Genomic DNA, 19777 nt, shown 5'->3' with positions numbered 1-19777 from the left:
CCTTCAGGCATGCGGACAGGCTGGATTTGACCTTCCCACGATGGCAAGGTTTAGCCTGTCCGCATCCAGAAGGAACCCCGGGAATCCGATCATGAGCACGCCCCGCGCCGCTGCCGCCACCGCAAGTCCTGCCACCATCAGCCTGCCCATCGAGGGCATGACCTGCGCCAGCTGTGTCGGCCGGGTCGAGGCGGCGCTGTCCAGGGTCGAAGGTGTGGGCAGTGTTTCGGTCAATCTGGCCACCGAGCGCGCGGATATCCGCCCGTCCGGCCCGGTCGATCGGGCCGCGCTGATCCAGGCGGTGGAGCGGGTGGGCTACGACGTACCTGCCGCCACCGTTGAACTGGCCGTGGAAGGCATGACGTGCGCCTCCTGCGTGGGCCGCGTGGAGCGCGCGCTGCTGGCGGTGCCAGGCGTGAGCCAGGCCAGCGTCAACCTGGCCACCGAGCGCGCCACGGTGCGTGGCGTGGCGGATGCTGCGACGCTGGTCGCCGCCATCGACAAGGCCGGCTATGACGCACGCGTAATCGAGGCGGGTGTGCAGTCCGATGACGAGGCCGTAGAAAAGAAGGATGCCGAGCGTGCCGAACTGAAGCGCGACCTGATCGTGGCCACTGCGCTGGCATTGCCGGTGTTCGTGCTGGAGATGGGCTCGCACCTGATTCCCGGCATGCACGAATGGGTGATGGCCACGCTTGGCATGCAGGCCAGCTGGTACCTGCAGTTCGCACTGACGCTCCTGGTGCTGGCCATCCCCGGTCGCCGTTTCTACCAGAAGGGCTTCCCGGCGCTGCTGCGCCTTGCACCGGACATGAATTCGCTTGTGGCGGTGGGCACCGCTGCGGCGTTCGGCTATTCGGTGGTCGCGACCTTTGCACCGCGGCTGCTGCCGCCGGGCACGGTGAACGTCTACTACGAAGCGGCGGCGGTAATCGTCGCACTGATCCTGCTCGGCCGCTTCCTCGAAGCGCGCGCCAAGGGCCGCACCTCGGAGGCGATCAAGCGTCTGGTCAACCTGCAGGCCAAGGTCGCCCACGTGATCCGTGACGGCCGCACCGTCGATATCCCGGTCAATGAAGTGCAGAGCGGCGACGTGGTGGAAGTGCGGCCAGGCGAGCGTGTGCCGGTCGATGGCGAGGTGGTTGAAGGCCGCAGCTACATCGACGAATCGATGATCAGCGGCGAGCCGATTGCGGTTGAGAAGCAGCCGGGCAGCAGCGTGGTGGGCGGTACGGTCAACCAGAAGGGCGCACTGACGGTACGTGCGACGGCGGTGGGCGCGCAGACCCTGCTGGCGCAGATCATCCGCATGGTCGAACAGGCGCAGGGCTCGAAGCTGCCGATCCAGGCGTTGGTTGACAAGGTCACGCTGTGGTTCGTGCCGGCGGTGATGCTGGCCGCGCTGGCGACCTTCGCAGTCTGGCTGATCTTCGGCCCGTCGCCGGCGCTGAGCTTCGCGCTGGTCAATGCGGTGGCGGTGCTGATCATTGCCTGCCCATGCGCGATGGGCCTGGCCACGCCGACCTCGATCATGGTGGGGACCGGTCGTGGCGCCGAAATGGGCGTGCTGTTCCGCAAGGGCGAAGCGCTGCAGCTGCTGAAGGATGCGCAGGTGGTGGCGGTGGACAAGACCGGCACGCTGACCGAGGGTCGCCCGCGCCTGACCGACTTCGAGATCACGGACGGCTTCGATCGCAGCACAGTGTTGGCGGCAGTGGCTGCAGTGGAATCGCGCTCTGAACATCCGATCGCCCGCGCCATCGTCGATGCAGCCACTGAACAGGGCATTGCACTGCCGTCGATGGTCGATTTCGAATCGGTCACCGGCATGGGCGTGCGTGCCAGCGTTGATGGTGCGCGGGTGGAGGTCGGTGCCGATCGCTTCATGCGCGATCTGGGCGTGGACATCACTTTGTCTGCGGCGCTGGCGGCAGAGCTGGGCACCCAGGGCAAGTCGCCGCTGTATGCCGCCATTGACGGTCGCCTGGCCGCAATCATCGCGGTATCCGATCCGATCAAGCCGAGCACGCCGGCCGCGATCGCGGCACTGCATCAGCTTGGCCTGAAGGTGGCGATGATCACCGGTGACAACGCTGGTACCGCGCAGGCGATCGCGCGCCAGCTCGGCATCGACGAAGTGGTGGCCGAGGTGCTGCCGGAAGGCAAGGTCGAGGCGGTGCGCCGCTTGAAGACCACACATGGCCATGTCGCCTTCGTCGGCGACGGCATCAACGATGCGCCGGCACTGGCCGAGGCCGATGTCGGCCTGGCGATCGGAACCGGTACCGATATCGCGGTGGAATCGGCCGACGTGGTGCTGATGTCGGGTAACCTGCAGGGTGTGCCGAATGCCATTGCGTTGTCGAAGGCGACGCTGGGCAACATCCGGCAGAACCTGTTCTGGGCCTTCGCCTACAACACCGCGTTGATTCCGGTGGCCGCCGGCGTGCTGTATCCGGTCTGGGGCGTGCTGCTGTCACCGGTGTTCGCGGCCGGTGCGATGGCCCTGTCCAGCGTGTTCGTGCTGGGCAATGCGCTGCGCCTGCGCCGCTTCCAGCCACCGATGGCGGATGCCGCCGCCGTCACTCATTGAAGGGAATACCCATGAACATCGGTGAAGCCGCCAAAGCCTCCAGCGTGTCGGCGAAAATGATCCGCTACTACGAACAGATCGGCCTGATTCCCGCCGCTGATAGAACCGAGTCGGGCTACCGGGCGTATTCGCAGGCGGACATCCACCGCCTGCGTTTCATCCGCCGCGCACGCGATCTGGGCTTCCAGGTGGCCGAGATCACCGATCTGCTCGGCCTCTGGAACGATACCTCGCGGCACAGCGCCGACGTCAAGCACCTGGCCGAGCAGCACATCGCCGATCTGGAGCAACGCATCGAGCACATGCGGCAGATGGCCGACACGCTGAAGTCGCTGATCAGCTGCTGCGCGGGCGATGAGCGCCCGGAGTGCCCGATCCTGGAGCGGTTGGGTGAGGACGATGGGACGCTGGTACCGGTCGATACCGCGAAGACTGGTGCGGTGCGGCGGCGTACGCACAAGCATTGACTCGATATCGCATGCATGAAAAAGCCCGCCGGGTGCTGTAGTACCCGGCGGGCTTTTCAGTATGGGACAGGACAGGGGATCAGGCAGTACGCGGCGGGAAGCCGGCATCGGTCAGTGCCGCCACGATCTGCGCTTCGCTGGCCGAGGTCTCCACCTGCACTCGGCGGCTGGCCGGGTCTGCCTGCACGCTGGCCTGCGGATCGACCAGTTCGATCGCCTTGGTCACGCTGCGCGCGCAACCGCCGCAGGTCATGCCTTCAACATGGAATTCCATCCTTAGCTCCTTGGGTGCTCTTGGGGTCGAGTCAGTGTGCACCTTCCAACGATGGCAGGGTCAAGTGCCGGGCTGAACGACAGGCAAGGCGGCAAAAAAAACGGCAGCCGCCTGTACCAGCGCGGCTGCCGTGGAGGAACGTCCCCGCCAGGGCGGGGCGTGGGTTGCACCGGGGCGCGCCCGGGCAACCCGGTGTTGCCTTAGAACTTCCAGGTAGCGCCGAAGTACAGCTGGCGGCCTGCATAGGTATTGGAGATCAGGCGTGCCTTGGTGTCGCTTCCCAGATGCACGCGCTGCTCGGACTTGGTGGCGTTGATCACCGAGGCGGTCAGGGTCCAGTCCGGGGTCAGGTTGTAGGCAACATTCAGATCCAGCTGGTCATACGGTTCGGTGTAGACGGTGAGGCCATTGTTGAGCCCGCCGACCACTTGGCCGCGACGGTTGAACGAAGCGCGCGCGAGGAACTTCTCGTTCTCGTAGAAGACCGTCACGTTGGCCTGGTTCTTGGCGCTGCCGACCAGCGGCGAGGAGCCGATTTCCTGCCCGTCCAGAACAATGGAAGCCAGGTTGGTATCGTTGTAGGTGTAGTTGGCCTGCACGCCGAAGCCGAAATCGAAGGTGTACTGGCCATACAGCTCGACGCCTTGCGACACACCATCGCGGCCATTGGCCTGGGTCTCGTAGCGCTGCACGTTCACCGCTTCACCGTTGATGACCATGGGCGTGTCGCGCACCACCGGCAGGGTGAAGTTGTCCACGTTCTTGCGGAACAGGCTGACGCCGGCGACCGCGCCCGGCTGGAAGTACCACTCCAGGCCCAGGTCGAACTGGGTGGCCTTGAACGGCTCCAGCTGCTTGTTGCTGCCCTGGCCGACCCAGCCTGCGGTCGATGCGCCACCGGCAACGCGGCGATCATTGACGTACTCCTCGCTGTAGTAGCTCAGTGCGCCCGGTGCTGCGATGTCGGTGTAGCCAGGGCGGGCGATCACCTTCGATGCGGCACCACGCAGCACCAGCGTGTCGGTGATGTCCCATGCGATGTTGAAGCTCGGCAGCACGTCGGTGTAGGTGCGGTCCACGCCGATCAGGCTGTAGGTCTTGCTCTGCGCCAGGTCATGCGGCAGGCGCACGAAGCCGCTCTCGCAGCTGTAGGTCGGGTAGGCCGCAGCGGCGGGGTCGGTGCACGCCATCGGCGCGCCGGACGCGTTGTCCAGGAAGTAGTCGTTGAACTTCTCGATCGAGTCGGAAGACTGCGCGAACTGCTTGGTGCGCACCACACGCACGCCGACATTGCCGCGCAGGCGCTCGGTGCGGAAGTTGGCCTGGAAGTAGCCGGAGTAGATCTTCTCGTTGACGTTGTAGACGAAGTCTTCCTCGGTACGGTTGTGCGAACCACCGTAGGTCTTGTTCAGATAGTCGATGTACGCCGGGTAGTTGATGCCCGGGAACACGTTGGCATTGAAGCCACCGGCAATGTTGCTGATCGGGTTCGACAGGAAGAAGCCGGGCTGCGCATCGCCGGCAGTCGGATCGCAGCCACTCTGGTAGCGGCTGTTGTCATAGTCGGCCGGGTCACGGCCCGGGCATACCCAGTAGGTGTTGCCGGTGTTGCGGTGGACCTTGCCATCACGGTATTTGGCACCGAACTGGATCGAATCCAGCCAACCGGACTCGAACAGCTTGGTCACGTCGGCCTGGAAGTAGTTCTGCTTGACCTCGGTGCGCTTCCACGACGAATCGGTCGAGCCGGTGTCGACTTCGGCGATGCCGTTCATCAATTGCTGCTGCAGGTCGGGCGAGAAGGTGGCAGACGGCGTGCCGGTCAGGTCCCATGCGCTGTACTGGTTACCGGACAGGTAGTCGTTGCCGACCTTGCGGCGCGGCTTGGCCGACATGCGGAAGTTCATCGACGGACCACCTTCGGACCAGGTGCGGCCACCGGTGAACGAGGCCTTCCACAGCGGGCTGATGTCCCAGTCGATGGTCAGGTCGGCGGTCTGCGACAGCGCCTTTTCCTTGCTGTAGCCACCGGTCAGCTGCGGTGTCGGAATCGTGCAGTCGTCCGGGCCCCAGCCGCCGGGCTTGAGGCCGGCGGCCTTGGCCTGGTCTTCGCTGCAGTAGTAGGTCTTTCCAGCCAGCTTTTCGAATTGGGCACCCGTGACGGTGTTGCCGCTGGCATCGAAGTCCAGGCCATTGAGAAGGCGGCCTCCGGCCCAGTTGCCGTCCTGGTTGTAGCGCGCCATGCTCCATTCCGGAATCTTCAGCATGTTCTGGGTGTAGTCACCCTGCAGCTCGAAGCGGAAGTAGTTGGCGGTCATCGTGACGTTGTCGACCGGCTTGAACTGGAAGGTCAGCTGGCCGCCCTTGCGCTCGCGCTTTTCTTCCTTCACCGCGAAGTTGACCGAGGTCGGCATGAAGAAGTCGCTGTAGTTGCCGCCGGTCTGGTTGTTGAAACCGGACTTGCCCCACCAGTAGTGGATGCCATCCTGCTGCTGCACGTTGCCATAGGCGTCGCGTGCCTTGCCGGCGCCGTACCACTGGTAGTCCTCGGTGCTGGCCTCCATGGTGCGGGTGGTGCGCTTCTGCTGGGTCACGCCGACCAGCACGCCGAAGCGCTCATCCTTGCTGTGCCACGAATACAGGGCCGAGGCCTGCGGGTCGATATCGTGGTGGGTATCGGAGGAGGTGCCCTCAAGCGTGACGAAGCCCGAGTTGGACTCCATGTCCAGCGGACGGCGCGTGTGCAGGATGACCGTGCCGCCGATGCCGCCTTCGTCGATGCGTGCTTCCGGCGACTTGAACAGCTCGGCGCTGGACAGCATGTTCGACGGCAGCAGGGTGTAGTTGAACGAACGGGTGGCTTCGTCGTTGGTTTCCGACGTGGCCACGTAGTTGCCATTCAACTGGGTCAGGGTCAGGTCCGGTGCAAGGCCGCGCACGCTGACGCTCTTGCCTTCGCCACCGCTGCGGGTGATGACCACGCCGGGCACGCGCTGCAATGCGTCGGCCACGTTCTTGTCGGGGAACTTGCCGACGTCTTCGGCGGTGATCACTTCGACAACGGCGTTGGCGTCGCGCTTCTGCTCAAGGCTCTTTTCGATGGCGTAGCGGTAGCCGGTGACCTGGACGCTGTCCAGAGTCGTGGCGTCCTGCGAGCCGGTGGACGTGGCCTGCTGCGCGGCGGCGCCAGCCGGAATGACGGCGGCGGCCAATGCCAGCGCGATGGCCAACGACAGTGCGTCCTGGCCATGCGTACGTATTGAATGCTTCATTCCCATCTCTCCCTCTCTCCTGGATTGATCCGGTGACGTGGCACGGACAACTTGAATCGATCTAATTTGAAGTGACTTTGCGGCTGTCGCCATGTGGGTGGCAGAGCACCGCGCGTGTGGCCTGGTACGTCCTGTTGCTGCTCCCCCAACTCCCGGCCATCGCAATGTCGTTCTTGGATCGATCTAAGCGATGGGCGGGCGATTTTTAGCACGGGTCGCCCGTGGGCGCATGCTGCTGCGCAATATGGTACTGGCGTGGCGAAGGGATGACGGTTTGCTGAAATCAGTGAAATCGTTTTCGTGCGCAGGCGAAGGGTGGGTCGGCAGGGCTGCGCCCGGCACCTGCGGTAGTGGCGGGCCCGGGGCGGCCCACTCCCCGGCCCCACCGCGCGGCCCCCCCCCCCACCGCCCCACCTTTGACAGGTTCCCGGTGACGGTTGGATTGATCTTGGTGCGGCATGGGGTCATGGGGTCAGATCCGTTTTCCGTTGGAAAACGGATCTGACCCCGATTGATTTCGATATCCGACAGAGATTCATCCACGCATGGCGTGGATCTACAGATCGCGGAAATCTGTCGAAGGCGGGGTGGGTCCGGTTGCGGGGGCGTGAGCCGCATGGATGCGGCGACCGAGCTTACATGGACGTACTTGCAGCGTCCCCCGCAACCGGACCCAGCCCGACTCCCCACAGGAAACCAGCTTCTGCTGTTGCTGTTGCTGTTGCTGTTGCTGTTGCTCCAGCTCGGAGCGGTGCAGGGCGCAGCCCTGCCGAACACCCCCTCATGCTGCGCCGCAGAATGCATTCGGCTGAACCTGCATGCTCTACTTGAATCGATCTAAATTCACGACCGCGCGGGTCGGGCGTCATTCCAGGGGGAGCTCTCTGCCGGTCACGGCGGGACTCAGCGGAATGGTGCCGAACGACCCCGGCCGTCTGCCTCCGCGTCATCGACTACAGGAACCCGACATGCGCCCAGTGCCGTCCGCTCCCGCCGTCCCATCGACCTCGCGCCCGCTGGCGCGCCTGGCCTGCCTGTTGGCACTTTCGGCCATGCCGATGCTGTTGCAGGCCGCGCCGGCAGCGCTGGAGCGGGAGGTCAATACATTCATCGGCAGCAAGGACGACGGCAATACGTTCCCGGGCGCGTCGGCGCCGTTCGGCCTGATCCAGGTCAGCCCGATCGGCAGCCACTATTCGGGTTGGCGCTATGACGACGAGAAGATCCGTGGCTTTGGCCACTCCTTCATCTCCGGTGCCGGCTGCTGGGAACAGGGCGGCCAGGTGTCGGTGCTGCCGGTGACCGGCTCGATCGGCCCGGGCGGCGATTTCGATACCGGAAACCCCAAGAAATTCGACCACAAGACGTATGCCTCGAACTACACCCATGACGGCGAGATCGGCCAGGCTGGCTACTACAAGGTGCGCCTGACCAGCTACGGCGGCATCGATGCCGAGGCGACCGCGCGTACCCGTGCCGCGGCCGAGCGCTACACCTTCAGCCAGCGCAGCGGCGATGGCCACGTCCTCGTCAATGTAGGCCAGGCCAACGAACGCCATTCAGTGATCGGCAGCGTGGTCGATGTGGTCGGCGACCGTGTAGTCGAGGGCAAGCTGGTGACCAAGAGCTTCTGTGGCGGTCATCAGTACACCACCTGGTTCCGCATCGAGTTCGACCGTCCGTTCAAGGCGCATGGCACCTGGGGCGAGGGCGGTGGCCTGCCGGGTGCGCGGCACAGCATGGAAGGCGAGCAGAAGCCGAACGGTGCCTGGCTGACCTTCGACCTGGCCAAGGGCCAGTCGGTGACGGCGGTCAGCGCAATCTCGCACGTGGATGCCGAAGGCGCGCGCATCAATCTGCGCGCAGATGGCATGCAGGGTGGAGCGCTGCTCGGTTTCGACCGCATGCGTGCGTTGTCCCAGCAGTCGTGGCGTGAGCAGCTGGGCCGGGTGCGTGTGCAGGGCGGCAACGCCGACGACCGCGCGGTGTTCTACAGCGCGGTCTACCACGCGCTGCTCCAGCCGATGACCGGCAATGACGCCGACGGCCGCTACCGTGGCTATGACGATGGCATCCACCGTGCCGACGGCTGGACCTACTACGAGTACTTCTCGCTGTGGGATACCTACCGCGCGCAGAACCAGTGGCTGGCACTGACCCGCCCGGACGTGGCGCGTGACATCGGCCGTACCCTGCTGGCGATCGACGAGCAGGGCGGTTGGCTGCCGCGCTGGGGCTATGCCAATTTCGAGACCAACATCATGACCGGCGATCCGGTTACGCCGTTCATGGTCGATCTGTGGCGCTTCGGCGCGCTCAAGGGCCGTGAATCGCAGGCCTGGGATGCGCTGCGCCGCAACGCGTTCGGCACGCCGCCGCTGAACTCGCGCATGGCTGGCCGCTCCGGCAACCCGACCTATCTGGACAAGGGCTACGTGGTCTACGACCGCGCGTTCCCGTCCAAGGGCATGGACGTCGATCCGCATCACGGCGGTTCGGCGACGCTGGAATACGCGCTGGCCGACTGTGCGCTTTCGCAGATGGCCGATGGCCTCGGCCATGCGCAGGACGCGGCGACGCTGCGTGAGCGCGGCCGCAACTGGCGCAAGGTGTGGGACCCGCAGGTGCGTGACGCCGAGACCGGCTTCACCGGTTTCCCCCGCCCGCGTACCGAGGATGGCCAGTGGTACACCCCGGCCGATGGCCACTACAGCCCGCGCTCGCATCACGGTTTCCATGAAGGCACGGCCTGGCAGTACCAGTGGCTGGCGCAGCAGGACGTGCCGGGCCTGGTCGAAGCCATGGACGGCCGCGAACAGGCCGGCCGCCGCCTCGATGCGTTCTTCGCGATGGACGCGCTGCAGGCCGACCCGCTCAATGCCGCCCGCAAGGCGTGGGTGGTCGGGCCGTACAGCTATTACAACCAGTTCCGCTACAACCCGAACAACGAGCCGGACCTGCACGCGCCGTGGCTGTACACGCTGATCGGCCAGCCGTGGAAGACCGCCGCCGTGGTGCGTGCGGCGCAGCAGCTGTTCACCAATGCCCCCAACGGCGTGACCGGCAACGATGACCTCGGCACGATGTCGGCCTGGTACCTGTTCAGCGCCATCGGCGTGTACCCGGCGGTGCCGGGCAGTGGCCAGTTCCTGCTGCACACCCCGCGCTTCAGCGAGGTGGAAGTGGACATGGGCAATGGCCGCACGCTGCGCATCGACGCGCCGGGTGCCGATGGCCGCCGTCTGCAGTATGTGCAGGGCGTGCAGGTCGATGGCCAGCCGCATGCGCCGGTTTGGCTGGACTGGAACCAGCTGCAGCAGGGCCCGCGCCTGCAGTTCGCGCTCGACGCGAAGGCGCCGGAGCAGGGCTGGGGCACGGCGGTGAAGGACCTGCCGGTATCCTGGTGCGCGGCACCGGGTAGCCAGCTGCGCTGAGACGGACTGTGCCGTTCGCGGTGACCCAGCGAACGGCACGGCACGACAGGTCCCTGATCCATTAGGCTTGAGCCTCCAGCGGAGTCCGGGAAGACGATGAACGACAACGGCAGCAGTCCCAGCAAACGCGCCGGCAAGGCGGTGACGGTGACCGACATCGCGCGCGCGATCGGCGTGTCACGGGCAACCGTGTCGCTGGTGCTGCGTGGCAGCCCGCTGGTCAACGTCGATACCCGCGCCAAGGTCGAGGCCGAACTGCGCCGCCAGCGTTACGTCTATAACCGCGCGGCGGCCAACCTGCGCCGTCGTACCTCGTCGAGCATCGCGCTGGTGATCAACGATCTCTCCAACCCGTTCTTCGCCGAGTTCGCATCGGGCGTGGACGAGGCGTTGGGCGGGCGTGGTTATGTGACCCTGCTGGGCAGCACCGGCGAATCGCCGGAGCGCCAGCAGGCGGTGCTGTCCACGCTGATGGAGCACACCCCGGCCGGCCTGATCCTGTCGCCGGCCGAGGGCAGTGATACCACGCTGCTGCGGCAGGCGCTGGGTGCCAATGCCAACGTGCTGCTGTTCAACCGCGAGCTTGAAGGGGCTGACTGGGATTTCCTCACCCTCGACAACCAGCACGGCGCCTATCTTGCCACGCGCCACCTGATCGAGCGCGGCCATCGCCAGATCGCTTTCTTCGGCGGCCACGCCGCATCCAGTTCGTGCCACCAGCGCCGTGCCGGTTTCCAGCAGGCGCTGGCCGAGGCCGGTCTGTCGCTGCCGCCGGGCTGGATGATCGAATCGGCACCGAACCGCCTGGAGGCCGCGGCGCGCACCGATGAGCTGTTTGCCGATGGCCATCGCCCGAGTGCGGCGGTCTGCTACAACGACACCGTCGCGCTGGGCTTGATGCTGGGCCTGAATTCGCGTGGCATCCGTCCGGGCGGCGATTTTGCCGTTACCGGTTTCGATGATATTTCCGAGGCTGCGGTGGCGGTGCCGCCACTGACCACGTTGACCGCCGACCCGCGCGAGCGTGGCCGGCAAGCTGCGGCGCTGCTTCTGCAACGACTGGACGAACCGGATGCGCCGCTGCGGCGCACGGTCGCGCCGGTGCAGCTGCGCATCCGCGAAAGCAGTGCCGCACGACCGAACTGATTCCTTTCATACATCCCTTCCACGCAACAACGACCTTCCGCGCATCGAGGCGCGTACCGCATGCCGATCTCCGCAACGCCCCGTCCATCGGGTTCTTCGGGCAACGCACCCGCCGTCACCAACGGCAAGGCGCTGGCTGTCGTCACCACGATCTTCTTCATGTGGGGCTTCCTGACCTGCCTCAATGACATCCTGATCCCGCACCTGAAGGCGGTGTTCGAGCTGAACTACGCCAAGGCGATGCTGGTGCAGTTCACCTTCTTCGGCACCTATTTCCTGATGTCGCTGCCGGCGGGTCGGCTGGTGGCGGCGCTGGGTTACAAGAAGGGCATCGTGGCCGGCCTGCTGATCGCCGGTATCGGTGCACTGGGTTTCTGGCCCGCGGCCGAGCTGCGCGTCTACGGCGCCTTCCTCGGTGCACTGTTCGTGCTGGCGACCGGCATCACGGTGCTGCAGGTCGCCGCCAACCCGTACGTCGCACTGCTGGGACCGGAGCAGACCAGCTCAAGCCGCCTGACCCTGGCGCAGGCGTTGAACTCGCTGGGCACGGCCATCGCCCCGATCTTTGGCGGCATGTTGATCCTGTCCAACACGGTGAAGAGTGCCGATGACATCGCGGCGCTGCCGGCCGCCGAGCAGCTGGCCTACCGTGCCGCCGAGGCGCAGGCCGTGCAGGGTCCATACGTGGGCCTGGCGGTGGCGCTGGTACTGCTGGCGCTGTTCGTGTTCCTGTTCCGCCTGCCGGCGTTGAGCGACGCCACCGAGCAGGCTGATCAGGGTCACCACCACAGCTACCTGGATGCACTACGCAAGCGCCACCTGCTGCTGGGCGTGCTGGGCATCTTCTTCTACGTCGGTGCCGAAGTGTCGATCGGCAGCTTCCTGGTCAATTACCTGTCGATGCCCAACATCGGCGGCTTCAGCGAACAGGAGGCCACCCATTACGTGTCGGCCTACTGGACGATGGCGATGATTGGCCGCTTCGCCGGCTCGGCGCTGCTGGCGCGCTTCTCGCCCAGCCGCCTGCTGGCGATCTTCGCGCTGGTCAACGTGGCCCTGCTGGTTACGACCATGCTGACCTCTGGCAGCATCGCGCTGTACTCGGTGGTGGCGATCGGCCTGTTCAACTCGATCATGTTCCCGACCATCTTCGCGCTGAGCATCGAGCGCCTGGGGCCGCTGACCAACAAGGGCTCCAGCCTGCTGATCATGGCCATCGTCGGCGGTGCCGTGGTGCCGTACCTGCAGGGCGTGCTGGCCGACCACATCGGTGTGCAGGCCAGCTTCATCCTGCCGCTGCTGTGCTACGGCTACATCATTTTCTACGGACTGGTCGGCGCACGTACGCCGGCTTCCGCAACGCAGGGAGGCTGAGTCCGGAATGGGTGCCATTGTCTGCTTCGGCGAAATTTTGATCGATCTACTAGCGCAGCCGCCGGCCTCGGCCGACACCCCGCGCGCATTCCTTCAGTACGCCGGCGGTGCGCCGGCCAACGTTGCGGTGGCGGCAGCGCGACTGGGGGCGAAGACCCAGTTCGTCGGCATGCTGGGCCGAGACATGTTCGGTGACTTCCTGGCGGACAGCCTGGCCGAGCACGGCGTGGGCACGGATTACATCGTGCGTACCGATGCGGCAAAGACCGCGCTGGCCTTCGTCGCGCTGGATGCCAGCGGCGAGCGCAGCTTCAGTTTCTACCGCCCACCGGCGGCCGACCTGCTGTTCCGTGACAGCGACTTCCAAGCCGCGTGCTTCGACAGCGCGCAGTGCTTCCATGTCTGCTCCAACAGCCTGACCGAGCCGGCCATTGCCGAGGCGACCTTCGCCGGCATGGAGCGCGCCCGTGACGCCGGTGCGGTGGTCAGCCTGGACCTCAATCTGCGCCCGGCGCTGTGGCCGGCCAACGAGGACCCGACGCCGCGCCTGTGGAAGGCGCTGGAACGTGCCGACCTGGTCAAGCTGTCGCGCGAGGAGCTGGACTACCTGGCCGCGCCGCTGGGCAGTGACGGCGAGGCGACGGTGCTGCGGCGCCTGCTGGCCGCGCAGGCGCGCTGGGTCATCGTCACCGACGGTGCGGCCACGCTGCACTGGTACACCCGCGACAACCACGGCACGGTCACCAGTTTCCGCGTGGCCACGGTCGACACCACGGCTGCTGGCGATGCCTTCGTCGGTGGCGTGCTGGTTGGGCTGCTGGAGCGTGGCGGGGCCGGTGCAGGCTTTGCAGCATTCTGCCAGGACCCGGAGGCGATCACCGCCACGCTGCGATTCGGTGCCGCGGTAGGCGCTCTGGCTGTTACCCGCAAGGGCGCGTTCGCCGCGATGCCCTCGCTCGATGAAGTGCAGCAGCTGCTGCAGGACCAGGACATTACCGCATGAGCACCTCGCCCGATTTCCGTTCGCCCGCGTTCCTGCGTGCGCACATCGCCGACACGATGGCGTTCTACCACCCGCGCTGCATCGATCCGAACGGCGGCTTCTTCCACTACTTCCGTGATGACGGCAGCATCTACGATGCCAGCCACCGCCACCTGGTGAGCAGCACCCGTTTCGTCTTCAACTACGCGATGGCATACCGCGAGTTCGGCAACGCCGAATACCGCGACGCAGTCGAGCATGGCGTGCGCTATCTGCGCGAGGTGCATCGCAATCCGGCCACCGGTGGCTACGCCTGGACCCTGCGCGATGGCAAGGTCGAGGACGACATGAACCACTGCTATGGCGTGGCGTTCGTGCTGTTGGCCTACAGCTGCGCACTGAAGGCCGGTCTCGAACAGGCCCGCGCATGGATGGACGAGACCTGGCAGCTGCTGGAAGCGCGTTTCTGGGAGCCGCAGCACGGCCTCTACAAGGACGAAGCCGATGGGCAGTGGAATTTCACCGGCTACCGTGGCCAGAACGCCAACATGCACATGTGCGAAGCGATGCTGGCCGCCTTCGAGGCCAGCGGCGAACAGCGCTATGTGGAGCGCGCGCTGCAGCTGGCCGACAACATGACCCGCCGCCAGGCCGCCAAGGCCGGTGGCCTGGTGTGGGAGCACTACGATTCCAACTGGGAGATCGACTGGGATTACAACCTGGATGACCCCAAGCACCTGTTCCGCCCGTGGGGCTTCCAGCCGGGCCACCAGACCGAATGGGCCAAGCTGCTGTTGATCCTGGACCGCCATGTGCAGGCCGATTGGCTGGTGCCGACCGCGCAGCACCTGTTCGACGTGGCCGTGGCGCGCAGCTGGGACGAGGCGCGGGGTGGCCTGTACTACGGTTTCGCGCCGGAATCGCGCCGGCAGCCGGGCATGGATGGCGCCCCGATCGGTGGCGACAGTTTCGTCTGCGACGACGACAAGTATTTCTGGGTGCAGGCGGAGACGCTGGCGACCGCCGCACTGATGGCCAAGCGTACCGGCGATGACCGCTATTGGCAGTGGTACCAGCGTATCTGGGCGTATTCGTGGGAACACTTCGTCGATCACCGGTACGGCGCCTGGTTCCGCATCCTCGATGCCGACAACCGCAAGTACAGCGACGAGAAGAGCCCGGCCGGCAAGGTGGATTACCACACCATGGGTGCGTGTTACGAAGTGCTGAACGTGGTGCGTTGAGGTCTGCCGCGCTGCGCGCTCGCCGGACGTGGTCCGGCGCTACCGTGGCGTGTTGAATTGGTAGCGCCGGGCCATGCCCGGCGGAAAAACAGGAGCATCCCGTGCATCGCCTTCCCCTCGTTGTCCGCCTGCTCCTGCTGCTGGTTGCAGCCTCCTCCTTCCCGGTAGCTGCAGCTCCGCTGCAGGCGCAGTGGGAGTTCCGCATGCTGCCCGGCGACGCGCAGGGCGCCGCCCACCCAGGTCTGCAGCAATGGCGGGCGGCGACGGTGCCGGGCAGCGTGCACACCGACCTGCTGGCTCACGAATTGATCCGTGATCCGTATGTCGGTGCGCCCGAGGCCGAGCTGCAATGGATCGGCCTGGCGGCCTGGGAGTACCGCGCGCGCTTCGACGTCGATGCCGCGACGCTGTCCAGGCCCAATGCCGAACTGCGTTTCGATGGGCTGGATACCTACGCCGAAGTCAGCCTCAACGGCAGGCCGCTGCTGCGCGCGGACAACGCACACCGCACGTGGCGTGCCCGGGTCGAAGGCCGCCTCCGTGCGAGCAACAATGAACTGCAGATCGTGTTCCGTTCGCCGATCCGCACCCTGCTGCCGGGCGTGCAGGCAATGCCGCACAAGATCGCTGGCAACTACCCGTCGCCGTATGGCGATGAGCCGAAGGACGCGATGGTCGGCAACTTCGCGCGCAAGCCGGCCTACCACTTCGGCTGGGACTGGGGTCCGCGCTATGTCACCGCCGGCGTCTGGCGCGGAATCGATCTGCAGGCTTGGGACGCGCACCGCCTGACCGATCTTGCGGTGCGCACGGATGCATTGAGCGCGGAGCAGGCGAAGCTGGCCGTGCTGCTGCGAGTGGAGCGGGGTGCGGCGGCGGGCTCGGCCGTGGTGAATGTGGATGTGCAGGATCCGCAGGGCCGCAACGTGGCCCAGGTGCAGCGCACGGTGCTGCTGAAGCCCGGCCAGAACAGCATCGAGGTTCCGGTTGAACTGGCCGATCCGCGGCGCTGGTGGCCAGTCGGCCACGGCGCGCAGGACCGCTACACGGTGCGGGCCCGCCTGGACCAAGGTGGCGCGCCGGAGCTGGTGCGCGAGCAGCGCATCGGCCTACGCACGGTTGAACTGCGCCGCGAGGAAGACGGCAAGGGCGGGCAGGGCTTCGCTTTCGTCATCAACGGCGTGGAGATCTTCGCCAAGGGCGCCAACGTCATTCCGTTCGATGCCTTCCCCGCACGGGTCGACGCCGCGCGCCTGCGCCAGGTGCTGACCGCCGCACGCGACGCCAACATGAACATGCTGCGCAACTGGGGTGGCGGCTACTACGAGGACGATGCGTTCTTCGACATCGCCGACGAACTGGGCCTGCTGGTCTGGCAGGACTTCATGTTCGGTGGTGGCATGCAGCCGGGCTACGATCCGGTCTTCCGTGCCAGCGTGGTGGCCGAGGCACGCGACAATGTGCGCCGGCTGCGCCATCACCCCAGCATCGTGCTGTGGTGTGGCAACAACGAGGAAGAAACCGCCTGGAAGGACTGGGGCCACGGTCGCGACCTGAAGACAGCCGACCCTGCGTTTGCAGCGAAGGTCTGGCAGGGCTATGTCGACCTGTTCGGCAATGATCTGCGTCAGGTAGTGGGTGAGGAGGGGCTGGGCGTGCCGTACTGGTCCAGCTCGCCCAGTAACGACCTGGACGAAAAGGCGAATGACTCGACCCGTGGCGACAAGCACTACTGGCAGGTCTGGGGCAATCCGGCGCTGCCGGTGCAGGCTTACCTGCGCGAGACGCCGCGCTTCATGTCCGAGTACGGCCTGCAGGCATGGCCGTCGGTGGCCACCGTGGACCAGATCGCCACCCGCGCCGAGCAGCGCATCGACAGCCCGGTGATCCGCGCGCACCAGAAATTCATGGCCGGCGAGGGCAACAGCCGCCTGCTGCACTACATCGAACTGGGCTACGGCACGCCGAAGGACTTCGAGGACTTTGTCTACCTCAGCCAGGTGATGCAGGCCGATGGCATCGCGCTGGCCGCGTTGCACCATCGCGCTTCGCGGCCGTACACGATGGGCTCGCTGTACTGGCAGCTCAACGATGTCTGGCCGGGTGCTTCATGGTCCAGCGTGGACTACTTCGGTCGCTGGAAGGCGCTGCACTTCGCCGCGCGGCGCTTCTTCGCGCCGGTCACGGTAGCGGCGCTGCGCGATGAGGGCAGTACGCGGGTACGCCTGATCAATGACGGTGCGGCGCTGGATGCACGTTGGCGGCTGCGGGTGATGGACGTGGAAGGGAAGGTTCTGCGCCGTCGCGAGGACGCGGTGACGCTGGCGGCGTCGGGTGTGACCTCGATCGGTGATTTCCGCGATGCCGGGCTGCTGGCCGGTGCCGACCCGAAGCGCACGGTGGCGGTGTTCGAGCTGCTGCAGAACGGGGCGGTGAGCGCGCGGCAGGTGGTCGGATTCGTCGAAGCCAAGGACCAGATGTTGCCGCGGCAGAAGCTCAAGGCCACGTTGTCCATCGAAGGCGACCACTATCGACTGCGGCTGGAAAGCGCGGCGTACGTGCGCGCGGCGTGGATTGATTTCGGTGCGTTGGATGTGCAGGTCGAAGACAACCTGCTGGACTTGCTGCCGGGCGAAACCCGCGATATCGCCGTACGCGGCCCGGTGGATCTGGTTACCCTGCGCGAAGCGCTGAAGGTGAAAACCCTCAACGATCGATGAGGGCAGGTGAACCATGTTCTGGTAGGTGTCAACCTTGGTTGACACATCGGCCGTATGCCAACCAAGGTTGGCAACTACCAGAAGCGGAGCCGGGTAGGTGCGGACCGTTGGTCCGCACACCTTTCTTTTTTACAGTTGGATCTGCTGGAAGTTCTCGACCCGCTCGTGGCCATTGGCGGCCTGGCCGGTGCGCGGCATCGGGTAGTCGTCGCGGCGGTCGATCAGGCGCGTCTGCAGGCCGGCTTCACGGGCGGCATCCAGCTCTTCCACCACATCGGACAGGAACAGGATCTCGCCGGCGGGCACGCCGATGGCCTGCACGATGCGGCGGTAGCTGTCGGCCTCGCGCTTGCCGCCGATCTCGGTATCGAACCAGCCCGACACCAGCGGGCTGAGGTCACCGGCATCGCTGAAGCCGAAGAACAGCTTCTGCGCCGGCACCGAGCCGGAGGAGTACACGTACAGCGGCAGCCCGGAGGCGTGCCAGCCCTTCAGCACCGGCGCCACTTCCGGGTAGAAGTGCGCGGTGTAGTCGCCACGGCGGTAGCCTTCGTCCCAGATCAGTCCCTGCAGCGCCTTCAGTGCGGTGTGCTTGCGGTCCTGGTCGATCCAGCCCTGCAGCGTCTCGGCCACGAGGCTGTCCTGGCAGGCACCGCCGATCTCGGTAGCCACCGCGTCCAGCCAGCGGCGGACTTCAGGCTGCTGGCCATGCTCGGCGACAAACGCGGGCAACGCCTTGCGCGCATAGGGGAACAGCACGTTCTTGACGAACGAGATGCTGCTGGTGGTGCCTTCGATGTCGGTCAGGATGACGCGGGCTTGCATGGATCAGGACGCCTGGGTGGGTACGTAACGAGGGAACTTCTGCGCGATGTCGGTGCCGGTGAAATGACCCACCCAGCCGTCCGGCTCGGTGAAGAAGCGGATCGCCACGAAACTCGGTTCCTCGCCCATGTCGAACCAGTGGGTGGTGCCATCGGGCACCGCGATCAGGTCGTCCTTCACGCACTCGATCTCATAGACCTTGTCACCCACGTGCAGGGTGAACAGGCCGGAGCCGGCGACGAAGAAGCGCACCTCGTCTTCCTTGTGGAAGTGCTCGTCGAGGAACTTCTTGCGCAGCTCGGCGCGGTTCGGGTTGTCCGGGGCGATCGAGGCCACGTCCACGCTCTTGAAGCCGCGCTCGGCGACCAGGCGGTCGATGTCCGCACGGTAGGCGGCGAACACTTCCTCCTGGCTGGCGCCCGGCGCGACTGGCGCGGTGGCCTGCCAGCGCTCGAAGGTGACGCCGATCTTCTGCAGTTCGGCAGCGATGACCGCGCCGTCCTGGGTGTCCAGCAGCGGCGATTCGGGGCGGGTGTCGTCGTAGATGCGCAGTCGGCTCATGGCGGCAGCTTGAACGTCTCGGGGGGGAAGACAGGGTAGCAGGGCGGGCGCGGGGTGCAGATTCCGGATCGGCATCTGCACCTGCGCGCCGGTTCAGCTGCGCAGCTTGCGCAGTTCCAGTTCGCAGTGGAACAGGAATTCGAACGCTTCCAGGTGGCGGCGTGCTTCGGCCATATCGCGGCCCCAGGCGTACAGCCCATGGCCGTCGATCAGGTAGCCCCACAGGTTCTGCCGGTCGAGCAGGTCATCGACCTGCTGCGAAAGCACGTTCATGTCCTGGGTATTGGCGAACACCGGCACGTCGATGGCCATCTCGTGGGTGCTGTTGCCGGCGAAGGCCTTCAGCAGCTCGTAACCCTCCAGGCGGATGTGGCCCTGCGGCGCATACAGGCGCGAGGCGATGGTCTGCACCGGCGAATGCGTATGCAGCACGCAGCCGACCTCCGGGAAGCGGCGGTACAGCTGGGTGTGCAGCAGGGTCTCGGCGGACGGGCGCAACGGACGGCCCACGGCCTGGCCGTCGAAGTCCACCACCATGATGTCATCCTCGATCAGGCGGCCCTTGTCCTTGCCCGAGACGGTGATCGCCGCGTGGCGGTCGTCCAGGCGGTGGGAGAAGTTGCTGCTGGTGGCCGGGGTCCAGCCGGCGTGGGCCAGTTCGCGGATGTTGTCGATCAGCAGCTGGGCCAGTTCGCTCAGGCGCGCGGTGTCGTACGGGAAGGTGGGGGCGTTCATGTCGGCGATTTTACTGGATTCGGCCAACGGCTGAGCCCCTCGTGGCTGGTCGTATAGAGCGGTTCATGGGCGGGGCGGGGCAGGTGGGCCGTGCAGGGGACGCTGCAAGTACGTCCCTGTAAGCTCGATGGCGCCATCCATGGCGCCAAC

Annotated in this window: 13 protein-coding genes; 8 read left to right on the top strand and 5 right to left on the bottom strand. The window is 65.9% G+C overall.

What is annotated here, in order from left to right:
* The first annotated feature begins 91 nt into the window (after positions 1-91).
* Together R5H29_RS14375 and cueR are read left to right on the top strand one after the other, a co-directional pair.
* Positions 92-2593 carry a heavy metal translocating P-type ATPase gene (locus R5H29_RS14375; protein ID WP_332329336.1) on the top strand — a complete coding sequence of 834 codons (2502 nt, stop codon included), beginning with the start codon at positions 92-94 and terminating at the stop codon, positions 2591-2593.
* Positions 2594-2604: 11 nt separating this feature from the next.
* Positions 2605-3060, top strand: a complete 456-nt coding sequence (cueR, locus tag R5H29_RS14370; RefSeq protein WP_019661429.1) for a Cu(I)-responsive transcriptional regulator — start codon at positions 2605-2607, stop codon at positions 3058-3060.
* A gap of 79 nt (positions 3061-3139) precedes the next feature.
* Here the strand turns inward: cueR and R5H29_RS14365 are convergent, their stop codons facing one another.
* Positions 3140-3334: a heavy-metal-associated domain-containing protein gene (locus tag R5H29_RS14365; RefSeq protein WP_332329335.1), complete on the bottom strand. Its 195-nt coding sequence runs from the start codon at positions 3332-3334 to the stop codon at positions 3140-3142.
* A 200-nt stretch (positions 3335-3534) separates the two neighbouring features.
* Positions 3535-6612, bottom strand: a complete 3078-nt coding sequence (locus R5H29_RS14360) for a TonB-dependent receptor (RefSeq protein WP_332329334.1) — start codon at positions 6610-6612, stop codon at positions 3535-3537.
* Positions 6613-7574: 962 nt separating this feature from the next.
* Between R5H29_RS14360 and R5H29_RS14355 the strand changes: the two genes are divergently transcribed.
* The 6 genes from R5H29_RS14355 (at position 7575) to R5H29_RS14330 (ending at position 17506) form a co-directional block, all read left to right on the top strand.
* Positions 7575-10040 carry a GH92 family glycosyl hydrolase gene (locus tag R5H29_RS14355; protein ID WP_407073534.1) on the top strand — a complete coding sequence of 822 codons (2466 nt, stop codon included), beginning with the start codon at positions 7575-7577 and terminating at the stop codon, positions 10038-10040.
* 96 nt (positions 10041-10136) lie between these two features.
* Positions 10137-11186, top strand: a complete 1050-nt coding sequence (locus R5H29_RS14350; RefSeq protein WP_332329333.1) for a LacI family DNA-binding transcriptional regulator — start codon at positions 10137-10139, stop codon at positions 11184-11186.
* 60 nt (positions 11187-11246) lie between these two features.
* Positions 11247-12560, top strand: coding sequence for an L-fucose:H+ symporter permease (fucP, locus tag R5H29_RS14345; RefSeq protein WP_019661435.1), 1314 nt, complete (start codon positions 11247-11249; stop codon positions 12558-12560).
* A 7-nt stretch (positions 12561-12567) separates the two neighbouring features.
* Positions 12568-13563 carry a carbohydrate kinase gene (locus R5H29_RS14340; RefSeq protein WP_332329332.1) on the top strand — a complete coding sequence of 332 codons (996 nt, stop codon included), beginning with the start codon at positions 12568-12570 and terminating at the stop codon, positions 13561-13563.
* Positions 13560-14786, top strand: a complete 1227-nt coding sequence (locus R5H29_RS14335; protein ID WP_019661437.1) for an AGE family epimerase/isomerase — start codon at positions 13560-13562, stop codon at positions 14784-14786. The genes R5H29_RS14340 and R5H29_RS14335 overlap by 4 nt, the downstream gene beginning before the upstream one ends.
* Positions 14787-14887: 101 nt before the next feature.
* Positions 14888-17506: a glycosyl hydrolase 2 galactose-binding domain-containing protein gene (locus R5H29_RS14330; protein WP_332329331.1), complete on the top strand. Its 2619-nt coding sequence runs from the start codon at positions 14888-14890 to the stop codon at positions 17504-17506.
* Between the two features lie 129 nt (positions 17507-17635).
* Here R5H29_RS14330 and mtnC read toward each other — a convergent pair whose 3' ends face one another.
* The 3 genes from mtnC to R5H29_RS14315 form a co-directional block, all read right to left on the bottom strand.
* Positions 17636-18331: an acireductone synthase gene (mtnC, locus tag R5H29_RS14325; RefSeq protein WP_332329330.1), complete on the bottom strand. Its 696-nt coding sequence runs from the start codon at positions 18329-18331 to the stop codon at positions 17636-17638.
* Positions 18332-18334: 3 nt separating this feature from the next.
* On the bottom strand, positions 18335-18892 hold the full coding sequence (locus R5H29_RS14320; RefSeq protein ID WP_021204389.1) for an acireductone dioxygenase: 558 nt from the start codon (positions 18890-18892) through the stop codon (positions 18335-18337).
* Between the two features lie 93 nt (positions 18893-18985).
* The gene (locus R5H29_RS14315) at positions 18986-19627 is read right to left on the bottom strand and encodes a methylthioribulose 1-phosphate dehydratase (protein ID WP_026347187.1); all 642 of its coding nucleotides are present in this window, start codon (positions 19625-19627) and stop codon (positions 18986-18988) included.
* Positions 19628-19777 lie beyond the last annotated feature (150 nt).

It is taken from the genome of Stenotrophomonas sp. A3_2 (assembly GCF_036624925.1).
Lineage (GTDB): Bacteria > Pseudomonadota > Gammaproteobacteria > Xanthomonadales > Xanthomonadaceae > Stenotrophomonas > Stenotrophomonas hibiscicola.
Note: the sequence above shows the minus strand (reverse complement) of the source record. Positions and strands in the feature narration are given on the sequence as shown.

What these genes read in the sequence shown, in the direction of transcription:
- R5H29_RS14360 (WP_332329334.1), bottom strand. Translation starts at nt 6,612, where the DNA reads ATGGGAATGAAGCATTCAATACGTACGCATGGCCAGGACGCACTGTCG.
- R5H29_RS14335 (WP_019661437.1), top strand. Translation starts at nt 13,560, where the DNA reads ATGAGCACCTCGCCCGATTTCCGTTCGCCCGCGTTCCTGCGTGCGCAC.
- R5H29_RS14355 (WP_407073534.1), top strand. Translation starts at nt 7,575, where the DNA reads ATGCGCCCAGTGCCGTCCGCTCCCGCCGTCCCATCGACCTCGCGCCCG.
- fucP (WP_019661435.1), top strand. Translation starts at nt 11,247, where the DNA reads ATGCCGATCTCCGCAACGCCCCGTCCATCGGGTTCTTCGGGCAACGCA.
- cueR (WP_019661429.1), top strand. Translation starts at nt 2,605, where the DNA reads ATGAACATCGGTGAAGCCGCCAAAGCCTCCAGCGTGTCGGCGAAAATG.
- mtnC (WP_332329330.1), bottom strand. Translation starts at nt 18,331, where the DNA reads ATGCAAGCCCGCGTCATCCTGACCGACATCGAAGGCACCACCAGCAGC.
- R5H29_RS14320 (WP_021204389.1), bottom strand. Translation starts at nt 18,892, where the DNA reads ATGAGCCGACTGCGCATCTACGACGACACCCGCCCCGAATCGCCGCTG.
- R5H29_RS14365 (WP_332329335.1), bottom strand. Translation starts at nt 3,334, where the DNA reads ATGGAATTCCATGTTGAAGGCATGACCTGCGGCGGTTGCGCGCGCAGC.
- R5H29_RS14340 (WP_332329332.1), top strand. Translation starts at nt 12,568, where the DNA reads ATGGGTGCCATTGTCTGCTTCGGCGAAATTTTGATCGATCTACTAGCG.
- R5H29_RS14375 (WP_332329336.1), top strand. Translation starts at nt 92, where the DNA reads ATGAGCACGCCCCGCGCCGCTGCCGCCACCGCAAGTCCTGCCACCATC.
- R5H29_RS14350 (WP_332329333.1), top strand. Translation starts at nt 10,137, where the DNA reads ATGAACGACAACGGCAGCAGTCCCAGCAAACGCGCCGGCAAGGCGGTG.
- R5H29_RS14315 (WP_026347187.1), bottom strand. Translation starts at nt 19,627, where the DNA reads ATGAACGCCCCCACCTTCCCGTACGACACCGCGCGCCTGAGCGAACTG.